Origin of the sequence: Cryobacterium sp. PAMC25264 (assembly GCF_019443325.1) — a bacterium.
GTDB lineage: Bacteria > Actinomycetota > Actinomycetes > Actinomycetales > Microbacteriaceae > Cryobacterium.
Window position 1 is genome coordinate 3793952 of the sequence record NZ_CP080383.1, and the last position, 18430, is coordinate 3812381.

The window sequence follows — 18430 nt, forward strand, 5'->3', positions numbered from 1 at the left end:
GTGGGGAATCCCTTCGGCGAGATCGTCTTCAGCGGGCAACTGTTCCTGGCGATCCCGATCGCAGTGCTGGCTGGCCTGGTCTCGTTCGCGTCACCCTGCATCCTGCCGCTCGTGCCCGGGTACCTCGCCTACATCGGCGGTTTCGCCGACGGTAGCGCGGGGTCGAAGTTGTCCGCCCGCCGCGGTCGCAACCGGCTCCTGCTCGGTGTGTCCCTGTTCATCCTCGGTTTCACCCTGGTGTTTGTGCTCACCGGGGTGGTGTTCGGCTTCGCCGGCTTCTGGCTCAACCAGTACCGCGACCTGATCACCCGCATCGCCGGCGCCATCGTGATCCTGCTCGGCCTGGTCTTCGTGGGCCAGTTCGGTGCGATGCAGCGCACCATCAAGACCTCGTGGCGCCCCAGGATGGGCCTGGCCGGCGCCCCAGTGCTCGGCGCGGTCTTCGCGGTCGGCTGGACCCCGTGCACCGGCCCCACGCTCACGGCCATCAACTCGCTGAGCCTGAGCACCGGATCGCCCTGGCAGGGCGGCCTGCTTGCACTGTTCTACGCCCTCGGCCTGGGCATCCCGTTCCTGCTGATCGCCCTGGGTCTGAACTGGGCCACCGGGGCCGTAGCCTTTCTCAAGCGCCACATCCGAGCGATCAACCTGTTCGGTGGCGTGCTCCTGATCGTTATCGGGGTGCTCATGGTGAGCGGCGTGTGGAACGTCTGGCTCCTGAACCTGCAAGGGGTGATTGGCAGCTATGTCCCGGCCATCTGACCACATCGATTCGGCACCGGCTCCGTCCGGCGACGGAATCACCCAACCGAAGCTCGGCTTCGTGGGCACCCTGCGCTGGTTCTGGCGTCAGCTCACCAGCATGCGCACCGCCCTGTTCCTGCTGCTCCTGCTCGCCATCGCGGCCGTGCCCGGTTCGCTGGTGCCCCAGCGCAGCTCCGACCCGAACGGTGTCACGCAGTATTTCACCGACAACCCCGACCTCGCGCCGGTGCTGGACAAGATCCAGGCGTTCGACGTCTACTCCTCGGCCTGGTTCTCCTCGATCTACCTGTTGCTGTTCATCTCGCTGATCGGCTGCGTGATCCCGCGCACCAAGCACCACCTGCAGGCGCTCCGCGCCAAGCCGCCCAAGACGCCGGCCCGGCTGGCGAGGCTGGCGGGCTTCACCGCCCGCACCGCTCCGGCGGGCACGGATGCGGCCACCGCCGTCGCATCCGCCCGCACCCTGCTCAAGCAGGGGCGTTACCGGGTGGCCCTGTTCGACGGCCCGAAGGAGTTCTCGGCGTCGGCGGAGCGAGGCTACATGCGCGAGACCGGCAACCTGGTCTTCCACTCCGCCCTGGTGGGACTGCTCGTGGTCGTCGGCTTCGGCAGCGGCTTCGGCTTCAGCGGTCAACGGGTGCTCGTGGAGGGACAGACCTTCGTGAACACCCTGCTGGCCTACGACTCGTTCAACCCCGGCCGGTTCTTCAACGACACCAGACTCGACCCGTACAAGCTCACGCTGGATGACTTCAAGGTGAGCTACGAGACCAAAAACCTCGACGCGTTCGGTCAGCCACTCGACTTCACCGCCGGGGTCACGGTGACCCCGCGCGGCGGCGAGGCTCAGCCGGGCGAGGTGCGGGTCAACGACCCGCTGCGCACGGGCGGCACCAGCATCTACCTGCTCGGCAACGGGTACGCGCCCACCATCACCGTGAAGGACCCGAACGGCACCGTGGTGTTCACGGACTCCGTGCCGTTCCTCCCGCAGGATGCCAACCTCACGTCCTTGGGCATCGTCAAGGTGCCAGACGGCCTGGCCGAGCAGATCGGCCTGGTCGGGTTCTTCTACCCGACCCAGGCCGAGACCACCACCGGCTCCTACTTCTCGAGCTTCCCCGACCTCACGTACCCGGTGCTGACGCTCAACGTGTACGCGGGCGACCTCGGACTGAACGACGGCGTGCCCACCTCGGTTTACGCCCTGGACACCGACACCATGGAGCCGCTGGCTACTCGCACGAGCGACATCAAACCGCTCGAGCTCAAGCCAGGCGAGACGCAGGAGCTGCCCAATGGGCTGGGCTCGGTGACCTTCGAGAACGCCACCCCGGATGCCGCCGCCGGCGACTACGCCGGTTCGGTTCCGCGGTTCGCGTCGTTCGACATCCACCACGACCCCACCCAGGGCTGGGTGCTGCTCTTCGCCGTGCTCGTGCTCGGCGGCCTGCTCACCTCGCTGTTCGTACCCCGTCGTCGCCTCTGGGTGAAGGCGATCGAACAGGCGGATGGCTCGGTGCGGCTCGAATACGCCGGGCTCGCCCGCGGTGAGGACCCCGGACTGGAATCGGCGGTGACGTCTTTCGCCGACCGGCATGCCGCACTCATGGAACGCTCCGCCCCGGTCCTAAAACCGGCCGATCCCGCTTAGGCTGTAAAACGTGAATCTGAACGAGCTCTCGATCCTCAGCCTCTACTCGGCCATGGCCGTGTACGCGCTGGCGTTCATCGCCTTTGCGATCGATCTGGCCAAGCGCAGTTCCGCCGTCGACTCGGCGGCTGTGGCCGCCGCATCCGGTGCTTCCGGTGAATCCTCGGTGGCCGGGGCGGTGGCGGGTGGCACCACGACGCTCACCCGCATCAGCGCGCGCATCGCCAACGACGCCGTCACGCCGTACGGTCGCTCCGCGAGCCTCCGGGTGGGCGTCTCGCTCACCGTGCTGGCCTGGGGCCTGCACGTCGTGGCCGCGGTGCTCCGCGGCATCGCCGCCGAGCGGGTGCCGTGGGCCAACATGTACGAGTTCGCCATGACGGGCACGCTGCTCATCGTCACGGTCTTCCTCATCGTGCTCACCCGCACTGACCTGCGCTTCCTCGGCACCTTCGTCACGGGCCTGATCCTGATCCTGCTCGGCATCGCCGCCCTGCAGTTCTACGTCGAGGTGGCACCGCTGCCGCCGGCGTTGCAGTCGGTGTGGCTGGTCATCCACGTGTTCGTTGCGTCGCTCGGCACGGGTTTCTTCGCCCTCGGCTTCGCGCTCTCCTTCGTGCAGCTGCTGCAGTCGCGGCGCGAAGAGCAGGCCGGCACCGACAAGCCCGGCCGGCTCAAGTTCCTGAAGACGCTGCCCACGGCGTTCACGCTGGAGAACCTGGCCTACCGCGTCAACATCATCGGCTTCATCCTGTGGACGTTCACCCTGATGGCCGGGTCGATCTGGGCCGAACGCGCCTGGGGTCGGTACTGGGGTTGGGACACCAAAGAGGTGTGGACCTTCATCATCTGGGTGATCTACGCCGGGTACATCCATGCGCGGGCCACCCGCGGTTGGCGCGGCTCGCGCTCGGCCTGGCTGGCCATCATCGGCTTCGCCGCCGTGATGTTCAACTTCGGCATCGTGAACGTGTTCTTCAAGGGTCTGCACGCCTACTCCGGCCTCTAACCCACAGCCGCACACATCCGCGAACTGTGAGCAAAGCCCCGAAAACGGGCCCGTTCCGGTGCTTAGCTCACAGTTCGCGGACGTCGGCGAGGAGGGCGTGCACTCGGGTGATCCGGGCGAGCCACCAGTCGCGGCGCTCGGCGCTCGCGGCGTAGGTGTCCAGCAGGTCCGCATCCGGCACCACGCGTCGAACCGGGATGCTGCCATCGACCGGCAGCAGCGGGTCGTGGGTGACATCGGCGGCCAACAACGACGCCGTGGCGAGGCCGCAGTCGTAGTCCAGCTCGGGTAACCCCCCGGCCAGGAACGCACCCATGGAGATGCCCACCGAGGTGTCGAGGGCGCTGGAGACGATGAGGGGCAGGCCGGTCTCGGCCTGAATGGCCAGCACCGCACGGATGCCGCCGAGCGGTTGCACCTTCACCACGAGCAGGTCCGCGGCGCCAGAGCGTGACACCAGGAGCGGGTCGGCCTGCTTGCGCACACTCTCGTCGGCCGCGATCGGCAGATCGAGGTAGTCGGTGCGGCGGCGGATCTCGGCGAGTTCATCGATCGACGCGCAGGGCTGCTCCACGTACTCGAGGTCGAACTCGGCCAAAGCGTGAATGGCGTGTTCGGCTTCGTCGAGGTTCCACAGGCCGTTCGCGTCCACACGGATGCGTCCCTCCGGGCCGAGTACCCGGCGCACAGCGCGGACGCGCTCCACGTCTTCGGCGAGGGTCTGGCCGGGATCGGCGACCTTCACCTTGGCGGTGCGGCAGCCGGGGAAGCGGGCCAATAGGGCGGGGACGGCGTCGGCGTCGATGGCCGGCACCGTCGCGTTGACGGGCACCCGGTCGCGGAGGAGCGCCGGGGTCTCCTGCCACCCGAACTCCAGTGCGGCCCGCAACCAGGCGGCGGCCTCCTCGTCGTCGTATTCCACGAAGGGGGAGAACTCGCACCAGCCGGCCGGTCCCTCGATCAGCACGGCTTCCCGGCTGGTGAGGCCGCGAAAACGGGTGACAAGGGGGAGGTCGACCACGCGGGCGGTGGCGAGCACATCGTGCAGTGAGGGGAGCATGGCTCTAGTGTGCCAGCATCCGCTTGAGCGGTCTGGACCGGCTCATTCGGTGGAATCGGCGATGAAGGTCTGCTCATCTGTCAGGATGACGTCCGGCGCATTGGGCTGCACATCCACGATCGCGATCGCGGTGCCTGCAGAAATGAGCAGGTAGGCATCCTGATAGCGCCCGGCCCCGCTGTTGACGCGGAGCCAACTGGGCACCCCGCTGGTCACGGCCGCGGTGATCTCGGCGCGCAGCGACTCGAGGGTGCGATCGCCGAGGGTGTACGGTTTGCCGCCGTAGACGATGTCGATGCGACTCACGAGTCATCCTTCACTACCGACGTGGATCCGAGTCGGTGCGGTTCGGGCACGATCTGCAGGCCGCCGGACGAGTTCGCGGTCAACATCAGGGCTTCGATCCAGTCACGGTTCAGGCTCGGCGAACGACCCCCAAAGTACTTGTAGGCCAGTGGAATGCTCGGATGCATCCAGATGGTGCTCCGGCCGTCACCACCCTGGGGGTCATCACGCCACGTGAAATAGAAGGCCTCACCCCGGCGCAGTTTCGCGCCGATCACAACCTGGAGATGGGCGAGGACCCGATCATCGAAGTCCGCCGTGAGGCTCGAATCGTACGTCAGCTTGCCCATTGCACCACTCCGTTATTTGGGGTTGCTGACACGGTACGCCGGTTTCTGCTTCTAGTCCCTCAGATACCTCTCAAGTCGTGGCACCTTTAGGAGGGCCAAAGCGCGCTTCTCGATCTGACGCACACGCTCCCTGGTCACCCCCTGGATGACCGCTATCTGGTCGAGGGTGCGCGGTTCCTCCCCGGTGAGCCCGAAGCGGGCCGTGAGGATGGAACGCTCCCTGTCCGGAAGAGCATCGAGGTAGAAGGTGATGTCGGCCGCTCGCAGAGTGATCGTGGCGCATTCGTCAGGCTGTGGCAGGTCGTCGTCGATGATCAGCTCGGCGATGTCGCCGATGCCGTCACCGACGGGGGCGTGCAGCGAGATCGGCTCGTTGTCGTACTGCAACAGCCGCGAGACGTCCCGCACCGCGATCTGGGACAGCTCGGCGATCTCTCTGAGGGTGGGTTCCCGGTCGAGGGTGCTGGTGAGGTCCCGGCGGATGCGCTTGATCTTGTTGAGCTTTTCGGCGGTGTGCACCGGAATGCGGATCATGCGCGACTTGTCGGCCATGCCGCGGTGGATGGCTTGACGGATCCACCACGTGGCATAGGTGGAGAACTTGAAACCGGTCATGAAGTCGTACTTCTCGACGGCACGGACCAGGCCGATGTTGCCGTCCTGCACGAGGTCCATGATCGGGACCCCGCGGCCGGAATAGTGCTTGGCGATGCTCACCACCAGGCGCAGATTGGCCTCGATGAAGTGGTTCTTCGCACGCCTGCCCTCGAAGACCAGGCAGGTGAGCTCCCGCTTGAACTCGGCGGACAGGTTCACCCCGTCGGCCGCGGCGCGGGACATCTTCTCCTCGGCGAACAGGCCGACCTCGATCTTGCGGGCCAAATCCACCTCGTCCTCGGCCGAGAGCAGGGGGCCCTTGCCGATGCGGCGCAGGTAGTCGCCGAACGCATCCGTCGACGCCCGGCTGTACCGGGAGGTGGCGGAGGCGCTGGCGGCGGCCGACGGGGTGTAGCCGGTGCTGGGTTCGGCGGCCGGCCGACGGGTGGGCGCTGACTGGCGGGTGGGCGCCGCAGCGGTGGCTGCGGTCCGGGCGATTGTGGACGTAGCGGGTGTATGGACGATGGTCGTCATGCGAGTACCTCCCGGGTCAGAAGACTTGCGGTGGCGCGGTCGAAGGAGGAGGAGTAGGCGCGTTCGCGGGGTCGGCCGAGATTGGTGACCTCGAAGGCGCTGCCCACGATCTGGATGAAACCGAGAAGGGCCGAAGGGTCGTCCTGGGTGATCAGATGATCGGCGACGCGCCATTCGGTGGGTGACAGTGGAGTGATGTCCACATCGGTGTAGTCGGGCTCTGGCGCGGTACGGGCGCTCGGCAGGGACTGGGGCGTCTGATGCTGTGTCGGGTGAGGCAGGACAGGGGGCGTGGTTTCGGCGCTGATGACGGGTGCGTGTTCGGGTAACGCGGTGTCGGGTGCCGAGGGGCTGTTATCAAACATGACCACCTCCGGGTCGTTCGGGTGAGATAAGTACACAGCCGGGGATTCAAGCCGTTCAAGGGGTTGACGTGATGCCCTCGGAGGAGGTACACCTGAAAAGCCCTCAACTCTCTCAGCCCACTCGCCATCGACCCCGCCGCGTAGGCTGATCCCATGCCCGAACTCGTTTCTGAGATCTTCGATCCTTCCCAGTGGCGTTCGGTGGACGGCTTCGCCTCCATCACCGACATCACCTACCACCACGACATCACCGGACGCATCGCCCGGGTGGCCTTCAACCGGCCCGAGGTTCGGAATGCTTTCAGGCCGCAAACCGTTGACGAGCTCTACGCCGCGTTGGAGGACGCCCGCACCAACCCGCAGATCGGCGTGGTGCTGCTCACCGGCAACGGCCCGAGCCCGCGCGATGGCGGCTGGGCGTTCTGCTCGGGCGGTGACCAGCGCATCCGTGGACGGGACGGCTATAAGTATGCGGAGGGTGAGACCGCCACGGGCATCGACAAGGCCAGGGGTGGCCGGCTGCACATTCTCGAGGTGCAGCGCCTGATCCGTTTCATGCCCAAGGTCGTCATCGCGGTCATCCCGGGCTGGGCGGCCGGTGGCGGGCACTCGCTGCACGTGGTCTGCGACCTCAGCATCGCCAGCGCCGAGCACGGCAAGTTCAAACAGACGGATGCCGACGTCGGCTCCTTCGACGGCGGCTACGGCAGCGCCTACTTCGCCCGCCAGGTGGGCCAGAAGGCCGCGCGCGAGGTCTTCTTCCTCGCCCGCGAGTACTCCGCCCAGCGCGCGCTCGAGATGGGGGCGATCAACGCCGTGGTGCCGCACGCCGAGCTGGAGAACGAGGCACTGGACTGGGCGCGCACCATTCTGACCAAGTCGCCCACGGCCATCCGCATGCTCAAGTTCGCCTTCAACGCCGTCGACGACGGCATGGTCGGCCAGCAGGTCTTCGCCGGGGAGGCCACCCGGCTCGCCTACGGCACCGACGAGGCCGTCGAGGGGCGGGACTCGTTCCTTCAGAAGCGCGAACCGGACTGGTCGCCGTACCCCTGGCAGTTTTAGCGGTGTCGCGGTGATCGCATCGTGAGGGACCTCCGTGTCGTGCCCGTCGGCGATCCGATGCGCTTCCTGGCCGAGCTGCGCAGGGTGCTCGCGAACGACGGCCCGGCACTGCTGCCGGTGCCCGATGAGCCCGGCGCGGTGCCGAGTCGCGGCGACCTGGGCCGTGTGCCGCGGAACGTGGCCGTGGTGATCGAGACCTCGGGGTCGACCGGGCGGCCGAAACGGGTCATGCTCAGCACTGACGCGCTCCTGGCATCCGCCGCGGCATCGGGGGTGCACCTGGGCGGCGACGGCCAGTGGCTGCTGGCCCTGCCCGCGCACTACATCGCCGGGGTGCAGGTGCTCGTGCGGTCCATCGCTGCCGGAACCGAACCCGTACTGCTGCCACCGGGACACTTCGACCCCGCCGTCTTCGCCGCCCACGCCGGCCGGCTCACCGAGCCGCTGCGGTTCACCTCGCTGGTGCCCGTGCAGCTGGCTCGGTTGCTGGATGCCGCGCCGGGCGACTCGGCGCTGCTGACCGTGCTGCGCCGGTTCACCGGCATCCTCGTGGGCGGCCAGGCTGTGTCGGCCGAGCTCATCGGCCGGGCCGAAGCGCTCGGGGTGCGGGTGGTGCGCACCTACGGCTCGTCCGAGACCGCCGGAGGCTGCGTGTACGACGGGGCGCCGATCGGCAATGCCGTGGTGCGCACCGTCGACGGACAACTGGAGATCAGCGGCTCGATGCTCGCGGAGGGCTACCTGGGCGACGAGGACCTCACCGGGGAGCGCTTCGTGGAGCACGACGGGGTGCGGTGGTACCGCACCGGCGACCTGGGCGCGGTCGCCCCGGACGGCACCGTGAGCGTGACCGGCCGGGCCGACAACGTGATCATTTCCGGCGGGGAGAAGGTGTCTCTGGACGCTGTCGAACGCCTGGTGCGCACCCTGCCGGGCCTTGGTGATGCCTGCGTGGTGCGTGCAGCGGATGCGGTGTGGGGCGAGGTGCCCATCGTCGTGGTCGCTGCCGGGCTACCGGGGGCCGGCGTGCGCGGTGCTGTCGTTCCGGAGCTCGAGACCGTGCGGGGCTCCGTGGCGGCGGGGCTCGGACCGGCCGCCCGGCCGGCGCGGATCGTGACGGTGCCGGCCGTTCCCCTGCTCGCCTCCGGAAAGCCGGACCGCCGGGCGTTGCAGGCACTCGTGGGAGCCGCCGCGCTGGACTCCGGGCAGGCTCCGACGGCGGACTGAGTCGCTCGCAGCCGGGGCCACTAACATGAGTGCGTGGCAAACGGAGCTCGGCCCTCGCGGCCCAATCAGCAGAAATCATCCCAGCCGTCGCGGCCGGCCGCGAACCGGCCGAAGAACCCGGCCAAGTCGGGCAACCCGGCTCGGAAGAGCGGTGTCGTGACCGGCGCCGTGCGCACCGGCCCGGCCACGGCCGGCGACTGGATCTCCGGCGCACGCCTGCGCACCCTACCCCTGGCCATCGCGCCCGTGGCGCTGGGCACCGGCGCGGCCGTCGTGGCCGCCGGCAACGGCGAGTTCCACTGGGTACGCGCCCTGCTCGCCCTGGTGGTGGCGGTGTGCCTGCAGATCGGCGTGAACTACGCGAACGACTACTCCGACGGCATCCGCGGCACCGACAACCACAGGGTCGGCCCGGCCCGGCTCACCGGCGGGGGAGCGGCCAAGCCGCGCACGGTGCTCGCCGTTGCCCTGGTCTTCTTCGGCCTGGCCGCCGTTGCCGGCCTCGTGCTCGTGATCGTGAGCCAGTACTGGTGGCTGCTGGCCGTGGGTGCGGCCGCGATCGTGGCGGCATGGTTCTACACCGGTGGCAAGAAGCCCTACGGGTACCTGGGCCTGGGGGAACTGTTCGTCTTCGTGTTCTTCGGCCTCGTGGCCACGACGGGCACCACTTACGTGCAGGCGGGCACGGTCAACCTGGAGAGTTGGCTGAGCGCCGTGGCCATCGGCCTGATCGCCTGTGCCGTGCTGATGGTGAACAACCTGCGCGACATCAAGCCCGACAAGGTGGCCGGCAAGCGCACCCTCGCCGTGTGGATCGGCGCTAAGGCGTCCCGCGTCGTGTTCTGCGTGTTCCTGCTGGTGCCGTTCGCGATCGCCGGGTTCTTCGCCCTGTTCTACCCGCTGGCCTGGTACACCTTCTTCGTGCTGCTGCTGGCCCTGCCGGCCGCCCTCATCGTGGCCACGGCCACCACGGCGAAGGAACTGATCCTGGCGCTCAAGCTCACCAGCCTGGCCGCGCTGCTCTACGGCATCCTGCTCGGGCTGGCCTTCGCGCTCTAATCGTCGCCAAGCACCCGTCGCGCAGCACCCGTCGCGCACCCGGGCCGCACGCACGCTGCGGGCCTCTGCCTCTAGCCGAGGCCAACTGTGCCCCGTGCGGACTTATGCACCCGGTGCGCCGGGGCCTTTTGTCCGCACGGGGGCCAGTTGGCGGATGCCGCCGCCGCAGGACACGGCGCAGGGTCAGAGCAGCGCGTCGGTGAGGTGGTTCGGGGTGCCGAAACGGTGCGCCGTGATGCTCACGGCCTGCTCGCGGAGGAACGGGAGCAGTTCCACCCGGCCCGCCTCGGTGACCGGCTGAGCCCAGACTGCCAGGTCGGGGCGGCCGTCGGTGACCTCAACGAGCGAGCCGTAAACGGCTGAGCCCGCCGGGGCGCCGAGCAGCCGGAGTCGCCCGCCGCCCTGGCGGGCTATTCCGGTCAGCCAGGCGGCGTCGTCTTCCACCGTGAGCGGTGCGCTGAGGGCCGGCGCGAGCGCATCCGCCAGCGCCGACGGCAGGGCCAAGGCCGTCGACACCGTCACGGGCGCGCCCGTGAGCGCGGCGGCGGCCACGACGCGCACCAGCGACACCAGCGGTTCGCCGGCGGACAGGCGGATGGCGACGGGGGCCGCCGGCGCCCGGTACCGGAACACGTTGCGTTCGGCCGCGAGGCCCGACACGTCGGCGGCCCCGCCGAAGCGCTCGGCCCAGGCCAGGGCGTCGCTCCGCAGCGCGCGGTGCAGCAGCGCGGCGTCGGCGGCGCTCAGCCCAGGCGTCGCCGCCGCGAGGATGCCCTCGACGACCGGATGTGTGACGGCCGTGCCCGTCGTGGCCGGGGCGGGGGTCCACGACCCCAGGCCGACCAGGTAGTTCGGTCCTCCCGCCTTGGTGCCGGGCCCCACGGCCGACTTCTTCCAACCGCCGAACGGCTGCCGGCGCACGATGGCACCGGTGGTGCCGCGGTTCACGTAGAGGTTGCCGGCCTGGATGCTGTTCAGCCAGGTTCCGATCTCGGCCGGGTCGAGGGCGTGCAGGCCGGTGGTGAGGCCGTAGTCGACCACATTGGCCAGCTCGATCGCCTCCTCGAGGGTGGCCGCGGTCATGATGCCCAGGATCGGACCGAAGTACTCGGTGAGGTGGAAGGCCGACCCGGCCCGCACGCCGTCGCGCAGGCCCGGGCTCCACAGCCGGCCGGACTCGTCGAGCCGGCGCGGCTCGAGCAGCCAGCTCTCCCCGGCGCCCAGCACGGTGAGCCCGTCGAGCAGCTTGCCCGTGGCGGGTTCGATCACCGGGCCCATCTGGGTGGCCGGGTTCTCCGGGTAGCCGACGGTGAGGGAGGCGACGGCATCCTGCAGCTGAGTGCGGAATCGGCGCGAGGTGGCGACGGAGCCGACCAGGATGACAAGGGACGCGGCCGAGCATTTCTGGCCGGCGTGGCCGAACGCTGAGGAGACGACGTCCTTGACGGCCAGGTCGAGGTCGGCGCTGGGCGTGACGATGATCGCGTTCTTACCGCTGGTCTCGGCCAGCAGCGGCAGGTCGGGCCGGAAGCTGCGAAAGAGCTCGGCGGTCTCGTAGGCGCCGGTGAGGATCACCCGGTCGACAGCGGGGTGCGCGATCAGGTGGGCGCCCAGGCTGTCTTCGGGCACCTGCACCAGGCGCAGCACGTCGCGGGGCACACCGGCCTGCCAGAGGATGTCGGCGATCACGGCACCGCAGCGTTCGGCCGGACCGGCGGGCTTGAGCACCACGGCGGAGCCCGACGCCAGGGCCGCGAGTACCGACCCGGCCGGGATCGCGACGGGGAAGTTCCACGGCGGGGTGACCAGGGTGATCGACGCCGGTGTGAACCGGGCACCGTCGACGTCCTCGAGCTCCCGGGCGAGGCCGGCGTAGTAGTGCGCGAAGTCGACTGCCTCCGACACCTCGGGGTCGGCCTGGTCGATGGTCTTGCCCGCTTCGGCCGCCATCACCTCGAGCAGGTCGCCACGGCGGGCCTCGAGGGCCTCGCCGGCGCGATGCAGCACAGCCGCCCGGCCGGCGGCACCGAGCGCGGCCCAGCCGGACGCAGCGGCGACGGTGTCGGCGAGCACGGCGTCCAGGGCCACCGCATCCGTCACCCGGGCCGCCTCGATGGTGTCGACGCCCAGGCTGGAGCCGGGCACCCGGCCCAGGATCTGCAGCGCCCAGTCGCGGTTGGCGGCCACGGAAGGATCGGTGTCTGCGGTGTTCTCGAAGGCGTCCGCTGACGGCGCCCGCACGGCCGCGTAGCGGTCGGCGACACGGTGCGGGGCGGGCACCGCCGTGTCGAGCGCGGCCAGGGAGGCCAGGAAACGCGCCTGTTCGCGGGCGAACAGTGCCTCGTTGTCGTGCAGTTCGAACACGGCCGACATGAAGTTGTCGCTGGACGCGCCCTCCTCGAGCCGGCGGATCAGGTAGGCGATGGCCACGTCGAACTCGGCGGGCGAGACGACCGGCGTGTAGAGCAGCAGGCTGCCGACGTCGCGACGCACGGCCTCGGCCTGGCCCTGCGCCATGCCGAGCAGCATCTCGTATTCGATGCCGCCCTGCACCCCGCGCTGCCCGGCCAGCAGCCACGACCAGGCGATGTCGAAGAGGTTGTGGCCGGCCACGCCCAGGCGCACATTGCGGATGCGCTCGGGGGTGAGCGCGTAGTCCACGACTCGCTTGTAGTTGGTGTCCGACTCCTGCTTGGTGTGCCACGTGGCCAGAGGCCAGCCGTGCACCTCGGCCTCCACCTGTTCCATCGGCAGGTTGGCGCCCTTGACGAGTCGCACCTTAATTCCCGCGCCGCCGCGGGCCCGGCGGGCCGCCGCCCACTCCTGCAGACGGATCATGGCCCCGAGCGCGTCGGGCAGGTAGGCCTGCAGCACGATGCCGGCCTCCAGCGACACGAATTCGGGCCGGTCGAGCAGTTCGGTGAAGACCGCGATGGTGAGGTCGAGGTCCTTGTACTCCTCCATATCGAGGTTGATGAACTTGGGCCGTGGGGCCGCCGCCGCGCGGGAGAAGAGCGGCGTCAGGTGCTCCACGATGCCGGCCACGGCGGCGTCGAACGCCCAGTGGCTGTGCGGCGCGACGGTGGAAGAGACCTTGATCGACACGTAGTCCACGTCGTCGCGGGCCAGCAGCCGGTGTGTGCCGGCCAGGCGGCGGGCGGCCTCGCCCTCACCGAGCACGGCCTCGCCGAGCAGGTTGACGTTGAGCCGGATGGCCTCGCCGCGGATCTTGGCGATGGCCGGGCCGAGCTTGGCATCCGTGGCATCGATGATGAGGTGGCCCACCATGTGGCGCAGCACCCGCCGGGCGATCGGCACGACGACCCCGGGCAGCAGCGGTGCCATCAGGCCGCCGAGTCGCACGGCGGCGCGCATCGGCGCGGGCAGGAAGGCTGGCACGTCTGGCGCGATCCGGGCCAGCGTGCGCGCGGCGACCCGCAGGTCTTCTGGGCGCACGACTCCGTCGACGAAGCCGACCGTGAAGGCGAGGCCCTGGGGGTCGCGCAGCACCCCGGCGAGCTGCGCGGCCGATCCGTCCACCGGGAACCCGGACGCCTCGGCCAGCCAGCGGCGTACGAGAGCGATCGTCTCGGCGGCGTTCAGGTCGGACGGGATGCCGGTTGTCTGCTCGCCGTGCGGCCGGGGTGCGAGGTCGGTCATGGTACTCCAGGGGGTCGGCCGCGGCGGGGGAGTGCGCGGCATCCACTCAGTATCTGCAGCCGAACGCTTTAGAAGAAGTAGCGAATACTGATTGATAAGCTTCAGCTCAGCTGATGCTTTGGAGGCCCCTGATGCTCGATGTGCGTCGCCTGATCCTGCTCCGCGAGCTGTCCATCCGCGGCACCATCGCCGCCGTCGCCGAGGCCATGCTGCTCAGCCCGTCGGCCGTGTCGCAGCAACTCAGCCAGCTGGAGAAGGAGGCCGGGGCGCAGCTCACCCGTAAGGCCGGGCGTCGCTTGCGGCTCACCCCGCAGGGCGAGCTGTTGGTGGCATCGGCCGGGGAGGTGCTCGACACCCTGGAGCGGGCGGAGGCGGCGCTGCGCACCTCGCACACGACAGTGCGCGGAACCGTGCGGGTAGCGGTCTTCCAGTCCGCGGCGCTGGCGCTCATGCCCGCGGCCCTGGCGATGATGACCCGGCAGCACCCCGATGTGCGGGTGGAGATGGTGCAGCGGGAACCCGAGCAGGCCCTGCACGAGACCTGGGCCCGCGACTTCGACCTGGTCATCGCCGAGCAGTACCCCGCGCACTCGACGCCGTGGCTGCCGGGTCTGCACCGGCGCGAGCTGACGACCGACGCCATCCATCTGGCGCTGCCGGCCACGGATGCCGCACTCTGGCCGGTCGGCTCGCTGGCCGAAGCGGGGCGGCTGGCGTGGGTGATGGAACCGCGCGGCACGGCCTCCCGGCACTTCGCCGAGCAGCTCTGTCGCAGCGCCGGTTTCGAACCCGACGTGCGCTACGAGACCGCAGACCTGCAGGCGCAGATCCGGTTGATCGAGTCGGGCAACGCCGTGGGCCTGATGCCCGACCTGGTCTGGACCGGGCGCAGCACCACCTGCCGGCTCGAGCGGCTGCCCGGCGACCCACGTCGTACGATCTTCACGGCCCAACGCGAGGCCGGGTTGGAGGCGCCGGCGTTGCGGGCGTTCCGGGAGATGCTGGCGGGTACGGCCGAACTGCAGGCCGGTAGCGGTCGGGGAGACCCGGCCGGCGGTTAGGCCAGGTTGGAGCGCTGGTCGGTGGGCGGCTGGTCCGGGAGCTCCTGCTCGGCTCGCGCCTGCTGCTCGCTCTCCTGCACGCGTTCCTGCTCGGACTCGGCCCGGTCGACCGCGGCGTCCTCGGATTCGGCATCGGGGTGCACGGGTTCCTGTGCGCGGTGCCGCACCTCGTAGAGGTCGCGGGCGACGCTGTTGCGCGGGTTGCGCAGGAAGATATACGACAGGCACAGGCCGATGATCGCGGCCAGAACGGCGGCCAACCAGCCCTCGATTCCCAGCACGAGCAGGATCACGAACGGCACCGCGAACATCAGGACGCGGAGCACGGTGAACAACACCCAGGCTGGAACAGCTTTCATGAATCCAGCTTAGAACGTGCTCCTGACCGGCACTCACCGATCTCTCGGGCGACCGGCCTACAATTGGGGCATGTTCCGCCTGTTGTTCGGCCTCGGAGTCGTCGTCGTCATTCTCACCATCTATGCGCTGGTGGATTGCGCGGTGTTCGACCGCAATCGCATACGCGGTCTTCCACGCTGGGTGTGGGTCTTCGTCATAGTCCTCATCCCGGTGATCGGTGCCGTACTGTGGCTGCTGATCGGCCGCGGACGCCGCAGCAGCGCGGCGGGCCCAGGCGCCCGGGTGACGCGCTCGATGGCTCCGGACGACGACCCCGACTTCCTGCGCGGCCTGGACCGCGCGAAGGACCAGGAACAGCGCATCCGCGACCTCGAGCAGGAGCTCGCCGACTTCGACAAGATGGACCCGCCCGCCGCCGGGCCGGCCTCGCACCCCGGCACCGCCGGGGTCGACCCGAAGAACACCGACCCCAGTGACGGTGACCAGCCGGGCCGACGGGATGCCTGAGGCGGCAGCTCAGACCGGATCGACACCCGAGGCGCCCGCCACCCTGCCGGCTGAGGCCGCACCGCGTTTGGCGCCTGTTGCGCCCAGCGGTAGCCCGGCGACCGACTTCAGCGTGGCCCTGCTGGCCGAGTTCGTGCGCCTGGGCGTGAGTGATCTCGTGCTCAGCCCCGGATCGCGCTCGCAGGCCCTGGCTCTGGCCGCCGCAGAGTTCGAGCGGCTCGGCCTGCTGCGTCTGCACGTGCGGATCGACGAGCGCGGCGCCGGCTTCCTGGCGCTCGGGCTCGCGATCGAGAGCGGACGCCCGGCGCTCGTGGTCTGCACCTCCGGCACCGCCGTGGCCAACCTGCACCCCGCCGTGCTCGAGGCGCACCACTCAATGGTGCCGATGATCCTGCTCACGGCGGACCGGCCCGGCGAGCTCCGCGGCATCCGATCGAATCAGACCACCGTGCAGCCCGGCATCTTCGCGGGCGCCGTGCGGCTGAGCGACGACGTGGACGCCCCCGACGGCAGCGCCGGCGAGGGCGAGATCGCCGTGCGCCTGGCCGGCCGGGCGTACAGGGTGTCCCTCGGCACCGACACGCTCAACCCCGGAGCGGTGCACCTGAACCTGGCGTTCCGGGAGCCGTTGTCGGCCGCGGTCGAGCTCGCGGTTGCCGGTCCGGAGGCTGACCTCGCCGGGGCCCTCGACGGCGCCGGCCTCGCCGATACCACTGAGGCAACCGCCTCCGACGACCTCGCCGATTATGCCGACCTCGTCGCCCACGCTGACGAGGCTGGGGGTGCCGGCGCAGTCATCGCCGCATCCGTGCTGCTCGAAGCCGGGCCCCGCACCGTCGTGGTAGCCGGCGCCGGTGCCGGGCCGGCGGCGGAAGAACTCGCCCGCACGGCCGGTTGGCCGCTGCTGGCCGAGGTGTCCAGCGGCTCACGGTTCGGGCCCAACCTCGTGGTGGCCTACCGGGAGCTGATCCGCGACGCCGATTTCGGCGGCCAGGTGCAACGCGTGATCGTCTTCGGCCACCCCACCCTGAGTCGCGAGGTGCCGACGCTTGTGCAGCGAGACGGGGTGGAGACCGTCGTCGTGGCTCCGGCCGGAGCCGAGCGGTACAACCCGGGCCACCGGGTGTCCAGCTTCGCCCGCACCGCCACGGCCTCGGCCGCTGCCGTCACCGCGGCGGGAACCCGCGACGCACGCGCCTGGACGGGCCGCTGGGTGATGACGAGCCGGGCCATCCTGGCCGCCGACACGCAGCTGGATACGCCCGCCTTCGGAACGCACGGCATGACCAAGGCCGAGTTCGCGGCCATGAAGGCCCCGGTGACCCGGGCTATGCTCGCCGACGCGGTGTGGCGGGCCTCCTGGCCGCACGACCGGCTGGTGCTGGGCGCGTCCCGGCTGATCCGCGAGCTGGACACCCGGGTCACGGGCAAGAAGATCCCCGTGCACGCCAACCGCGGCCTGGCCGGCATCGACGGCACCGTCGCCACGGCCGTGGGTATCGCGCTGGCCAGCCAGGCGGGTGAGCATCCGCTCTCGAGCGGCACGACCCGGCTGCTGGTGGGCGATGTGACCCTGTTGCACGACGCCGGGTCGCTGCTCATCGCGCCCGGGGAGACGCGCCCGCGGGTGCAGGTGGTCGTGGGCAACGACGGCGGCGGCACCATCTTCGACGGCCTCGAGGTGGCCGCAACGGCCAACCCCACGGCCGTGGACCGGGTGCTCTTCACCCCGCAGCAGGTGGACCTTCAGTCCCTGGCGGCCGCCTACGGCTGGTCCTACGTGCGCGCCGCCACCCGCAGTGCCCTTGAGACCGCCCTCACGGCGCCGGTCGCGGGCCCCACCCTCGTCGAGGTCCCCCTCCAGCGCTAGCGCCCCCACCGCGAGCTGTGAGAAAAGCCCCAGAATTCGGGAAATTTCGGGGCTTTACTCACAGTTCGCGGATGGTTAGACGACTCTCTCGAGGAGGGCGGCCTGGTCGCCGCCACCACCAGGTCGGCTACAGCCTCTTCGCCCTCGATACCGTGCCGCCCAAGCCCGACCTGGTGCGCGTGGCCGAGGGGAAGGGGGCACCGATCGAGGTCGAACTCCGGGCGCTGGACGCGGCATCCTTTGGCCGGTTTGTGGCCGCGCTGCCGCAGCCGATGGTCATCGGGCGAGTGGCGCTGGCCGACGGCAGCCAGGTGGAGGGGTTCCTCTGCGAGCCGATGAGCGCCGCTGGTGCCGCCGACATCACGGCCACCGGCGGCTGTCGGGCACACCTGGCCGGCTGAGCGCCGGCGACTGTTGCCCGCGCGGACAATTGCGCCCGTTATGCCCTGAGTGTCAGCCTGTGGTGAGACAAATCATCGTTTCATCACGGGCCGGCTGAGGGCGGGGAAGAGGACATCCAAATGGAAATGTCAGAAGTCCAAACCCGGCTTACTCGGAAGCATCATTTCACGTCTGCTGAGCGCCTCGCGATTCTTGCGCAGTGGGAGCAGTACGCGTCGACGGGCGCGGAGATCGGCGCGAAGTCCGCGTTCTGTCGCCGAGTCGGCATCGACGTTAGGTCGCTGTCGCGGTGGAGTCAGGAGAAGCGGCAGGGCCTGCTGGTCGAGACGGAACAGCGGCAGACTAAGTACGTGTTGACGAAACAGGAACGGATCGAATTTCTGCGATTGCAGAAGGAAAACGCGATCCTCAAAGCCCAGTTGGAGCAGTCCGAGAGCGCGGTGGAAGTGTTGGGAAAAGCCTCAGAGCTCTTGTCCGCGCTGGCCAAGAGCTCACAAATCCGCACCCCGCCGCTGCCGGACGAGCCAGCGATCCCGGCCGCGTTTCGGAAGCCGAAACCCACCGAGTAGCGTTCGAAACAGTCGTCGACCTGACTGCGGT

18 protein-coding genes are annotated in these 18430 nt (G+C 69.6%); 11 read left to right on the forward strand and 7 right to left on the reverse strand.

The genetic code is table 11. The annotated features are described in order from the left end of the window. Genes KY500_RS17835 through ccsB form a run of 3 tightly spaced genes read left to right on the forward strand, consistent with a single transcriptional unit; the run spans position 1 to position 3428 of the window. The gene (locus KY500_RS17835) at positions 1-762 is read left to right on the forward strand and encodes a cytochrome c biogenesis CcdA family protein (RefSeq protein ID WP_219901672.1); all 762 of its coding nucleotides are present in this window, start codon (positions 1-3) and stop codon (positions 760-762) included. Beyond that, complete coding sequence (locus KY500_RS17840) at positions 746-2419, forward strand: cytochrome c biogenesis protein ResB (protein ID WP_219901673.1); 1674 nt, start codon at positions 746-748, stop codon at positions 2417-2419. The genes KY500_RS17835 and KY500_RS17840 overlap by 17 nt, the downstream gene beginning before the upstream one ends. Before the next feature lie 52 nt (positions 2420-2471). After that, complete coding sequence (gene ccsB, locus KY500_RS17845) at positions 2472-3428, forward strand: c-type cytochrome biogenesis protein CcsB (RefSeq protein WP_219903513.1); 957 nt, start codon at positions 2472-2474, stop codon at positions 3426-3428. Between the two features lie 67 nt (positions 3429-3495). On the opposite strand, the gene KY500_RS17850 is transcribed toward ccsB, so the two are convergent. From KY500_RS17850 to KY500_RS17870, 5 genes are read right to left on the reverse strand one after another with little or no spacing between them, the layout of a single operon-like run. Next, the gene (locus tag KY500_RS17850; RefSeq protein ID WP_219901674.1) at positions 3496-4488 is read right to left on the reverse strand and encodes an o-succinylbenzoate synthase; all 993 of its coding nucleotides are present in this window, start codon (positions 4486-4488) and stop codon (positions 3496-3498) included. A 42-nt stretch (positions 4489-4530) separates the two neighbouring features. Next, a complete protein-coding gene (locus KY500_RS17855; protein ID WP_219901675.1) occupies positions 4531-4794 on the reverse strand; it encodes a hypothetical protein in 264 nt (87 codons plus the stop codon). Beyond that, positions 4791-5123, reverse strand: a complete 333-nt coding sequence (locus KY500_RS17860) for an ATP-dependent DNA ligase (RefSeq protein WP_066592088.1) — start codon at positions 5121-5123, stop codon at positions 4791-4793. The genes KY500_RS17855 and KY500_RS17860 overlap by 4 nt, the downstream gene beginning before the upstream one ends. Before the next feature lie 51 nt (positions 5124-5174). Further along, positions 5175-6254: an RNA polymerase sigma factor RpoD/SigA gene (locus tag KY500_RS17865; RefSeq protein WP_219901676.1), complete on the reverse strand. Its 1080-nt coding sequence runs from the start codon at positions 6252-6254 to the stop codon at positions 5175-5177. Then, complete coding sequence (locus KY500_RS17870) at positions 6251-6619, reverse strand: hypothetical protein (RefSeq protein ID WP_219901677.1); 369 nt, start codon at positions 6617-6619, stop codon at positions 6251-6253. The genes KY500_RS17865 and KY500_RS17870 overlap by 4 nt, the downstream gene beginning before the upstream one ends. 153 nt (positions 6620-6772) lie before the next feature. Between KY500_RS17870 and KY500_RS17875 the strand changes: the two genes are divergently transcribed. Genes KY500_RS17875 through KY500_RS17885 form a run of 3 tightly spaced genes read left to right on the forward strand, consistent with a single transcriptional unit; the run spans position 6773 to position 9970 of the window. Then, positions 6773-7684, forward strand: coding sequence for a 1,4-dihydroxy-2-naphthoyl-CoA synthase (locus tag KY500_RS17875; protein ID WP_219901678.1), 912 nt, complete (start codon positions 6773-6775; stop codon positions 7682-7684). A gap of 18 nt (positions 7685-7702) precedes the next feature. Then, positions 7703-8911 carry an AMP-binding protein gene (locus KY500_RS17880; protein ID WP_370626944.1) on the forward strand — a complete coding sequence of 403 codons (1209 nt, stop codon included), beginning with the start codon at positions 7703-7705 and terminating at the stop codon, positions 8909-8911. Between the two features lie 33 nt (positions 8912-8944). Beyond that, entirely contained in the window at positions 8945-9970 is a 1026-nt protein-coding gene (locus KY500_RS17885) for a 1,4-dihydroxy-2-naphthoate polyprenyltransferase (RefSeq protein ID WP_219901679.1), read from the forward strand. Between the two features lie 183 nt (positions 9971-10153). Here KY500_RS17885 and KY500_RS17890 read toward each other — a convergent pair whose 3' ends face one another. Continuing rightward, positions 10154-13630 carry a bifunctional proline dehydrogenase/L-glutamate gamma-semialdehyde dehydrogenase gene (locus KY500_RS17890; protein WP_219901680.1) on the reverse strand — a complete coding sequence of 1159 codons (3477 nt, stop codon included), beginning with the start codon at positions 13628-13630 and terminating at the stop codon, positions 10154-10156. A 131-nt stretch (positions 13631-13761) separates the two neighbouring features. Between KY500_RS17890 and KY500_RS17895 the strand changes: the two genes are divergently transcribed. Continuing rightward, entirely contained in the window at positions 13762-14691 is a 930-nt protein-coding gene (locus KY500_RS17895; protein WP_219903515.1) for a LysR family transcriptional regulator, read from the forward strand. Here the strand turns inward: KY500_RS17895 and KY500_RS17900 are convergent. Beyond that, on the reverse strand, positions 14688-15050 hold the full coding sequence (locus KY500_RS17900) for a DUF4229 domain-containing protein (RefSeq protein WP_255579541.1): 363 nt from the start codon (positions 15048-15050) through the stop codon (positions 14688-14690). The two genes, KY500_RS17895 and KY500_RS17900, sit on opposite strands and share 4 nt — an antisense overlap. Positions 15051-15120: 70 nt before the next feature. Here KY500_RS17900 and KY500_RS17905 point away from each other — a divergent pair, with 70 nt between their 5' ends. The 4 genes from KY500_RS17905 to KY500_RS17920 all read left to right on the forward strand — a co-directional run bounded on the left by KY500_RS17905 (position 15121) and on the right by KY500_RS17920 (position 18399). Continuing rightward, a complete protein-coding gene (locus KY500_RS17905) occupies positions 15121-15558 on the forward strand; it encodes a PLD nuclease N-terminal domain-containing protein (protein WP_219901681.1) in 438 nt (145 codons plus the stop codon). Beyond that, on the forward strand, positions 15551-17428 hold the full coding sequence (menD, locus tag KY500_RS17910; protein ID WP_219903517.1) for a 2-succinyl-5-enolpyruvyl-6-hydroxy-3-cyclohexene-1-carboxylic-acid synthase: 1878 nt from the start codon (positions 15551-15553) through the stop codon (positions 17426-17428). The genes KY500_RS17905 and menD overlap by 8 nt, the downstream gene beginning before the upstream one ends. Positions 17429-17499: 71 nt before the next feature. Beyond that, a complete protein-coding gene (locus KY500_RS17915) occupies positions 17500-17829 on the forward strand; it encodes a hypothetical protein (protein WP_219901682.1) in 330 nt (109 codons plus the stop codon). 120 nt (positions 17830-17949) lie between these two features. Continuing rightward, a complete protein-coding gene (locus KY500_RS17920; protein ID WP_219900606.1) occupies positions 17950-18399 on the forward strand; it encodes a hypothetical protein in 450 nt (149 codons plus the stop codon). Positions 18400-18430: the final 31 nt, after the last annotated feature.

What these genes read in the sequence shown, in the direction of transcription:
- KY500_RS17840 (WP_219901673.1), top strand. Translation starts at nt 746, where the DNA reads ATGTCCCGGCCATCTGACCACATCGATTCGGCACCGGCTCCGTCCGGC.
- ccsB (WP_219903513.1), top strand. Translation starts at nt 2,472, where the DNA reads ATGGCCGTGTACGCGCTGGCGTTCATCGCCTTTGCGATCGATCTGGCC.
- KY500_RS17850 (WP_219901674.1), bottom strand. Translation starts at nt 4,488, where the DNA reads ATGCTCCCCTCACTGCACGATGTGCTCGCCACCGCCCGCGTGGTCGAC.
- KY500_RS17860 (WP_066592088.1), bottom strand. Translation starts at nt 5,123, where the DNA reads ATGGGCAAGCTGACGTACGATTCGAGCCTCACGGCGGACTTCGATGAT.
- KY500_RS17865 (WP_219901676.1), bottom strand. Translation starts at nt 6,254, where the DNA reads ATGACGACCATCGTCCATACACCCGCTACGTCCACAATCGCCCGGACC.
- KY500_RS17870 (WP_219901677.1), bottom strand. Translation starts at nt 6,619, where the DNA reads ATGTTTGATAACAGCCCCTCGGCACCCGACACCGCGTTACCCGAACAC.
- KY500_RS17875 (WP_219901678.1), top strand. Translation starts at nt 6,773, where the DNA reads ATGCCCGAACTCGTTTCTGAGATCTTCGATCCTTCCCAGTGGCGTTCG.
- KY500_RS17890 (WP_219901680.1), bottom strand. Translation starts at nt 13,630, where the DNA reads ATGACCGACCTCGCACCCCGGCCGCACGGCGAGCAGACAACCGGCATC.
- KY500_RS17895 (WP_219903515.1), top strand. Translation starts at nt 13,762, where the DNA reads ATGCTCGATGTGCGTCGCCTGATCCTGCTCCGCGAGCTGTCCATCCGC.
- KY500_RS17900 (WP_255579541.1), bottom strand. Translation starts at nt 15,050, where the DNA reads ATGAAAGCTGTTCCAGCCTGGGTGTTGTTCACCGTGCTCCGCGTCCTG.
- KY500_RS17905 (WP_219901681.1), top strand. Translation starts at nt 15,121, where the DNA reads ATGTTCCGCCTGTTGTTCGGCCTCGGAGTCGTCGTCGTCATTCTCACC.
- menD (WP_219903517.1), top strand. Translation starts at nt 15,551, where the DNA reads ATGCCTGAGGCGGCAGCTCAGACCGGATCGACACCCGAGGCGCCCGCC.
- KY500_RS17915 (WP_219901682.1), top strand. Translation starts at nt 17,500, where the DNA reads ATGGTTAGACGACTCTCTCGAGGAGGGCGGCCTGGTCGCCGCCACCAC.
- KY500_RS17920 (WP_219900606.1), top strand. Translation starts at nt 17,950, where the DNA reads ATGGAAATGTCAGAAGTCCAAACCCGGCTTACTCGGAAGCATCATTTC.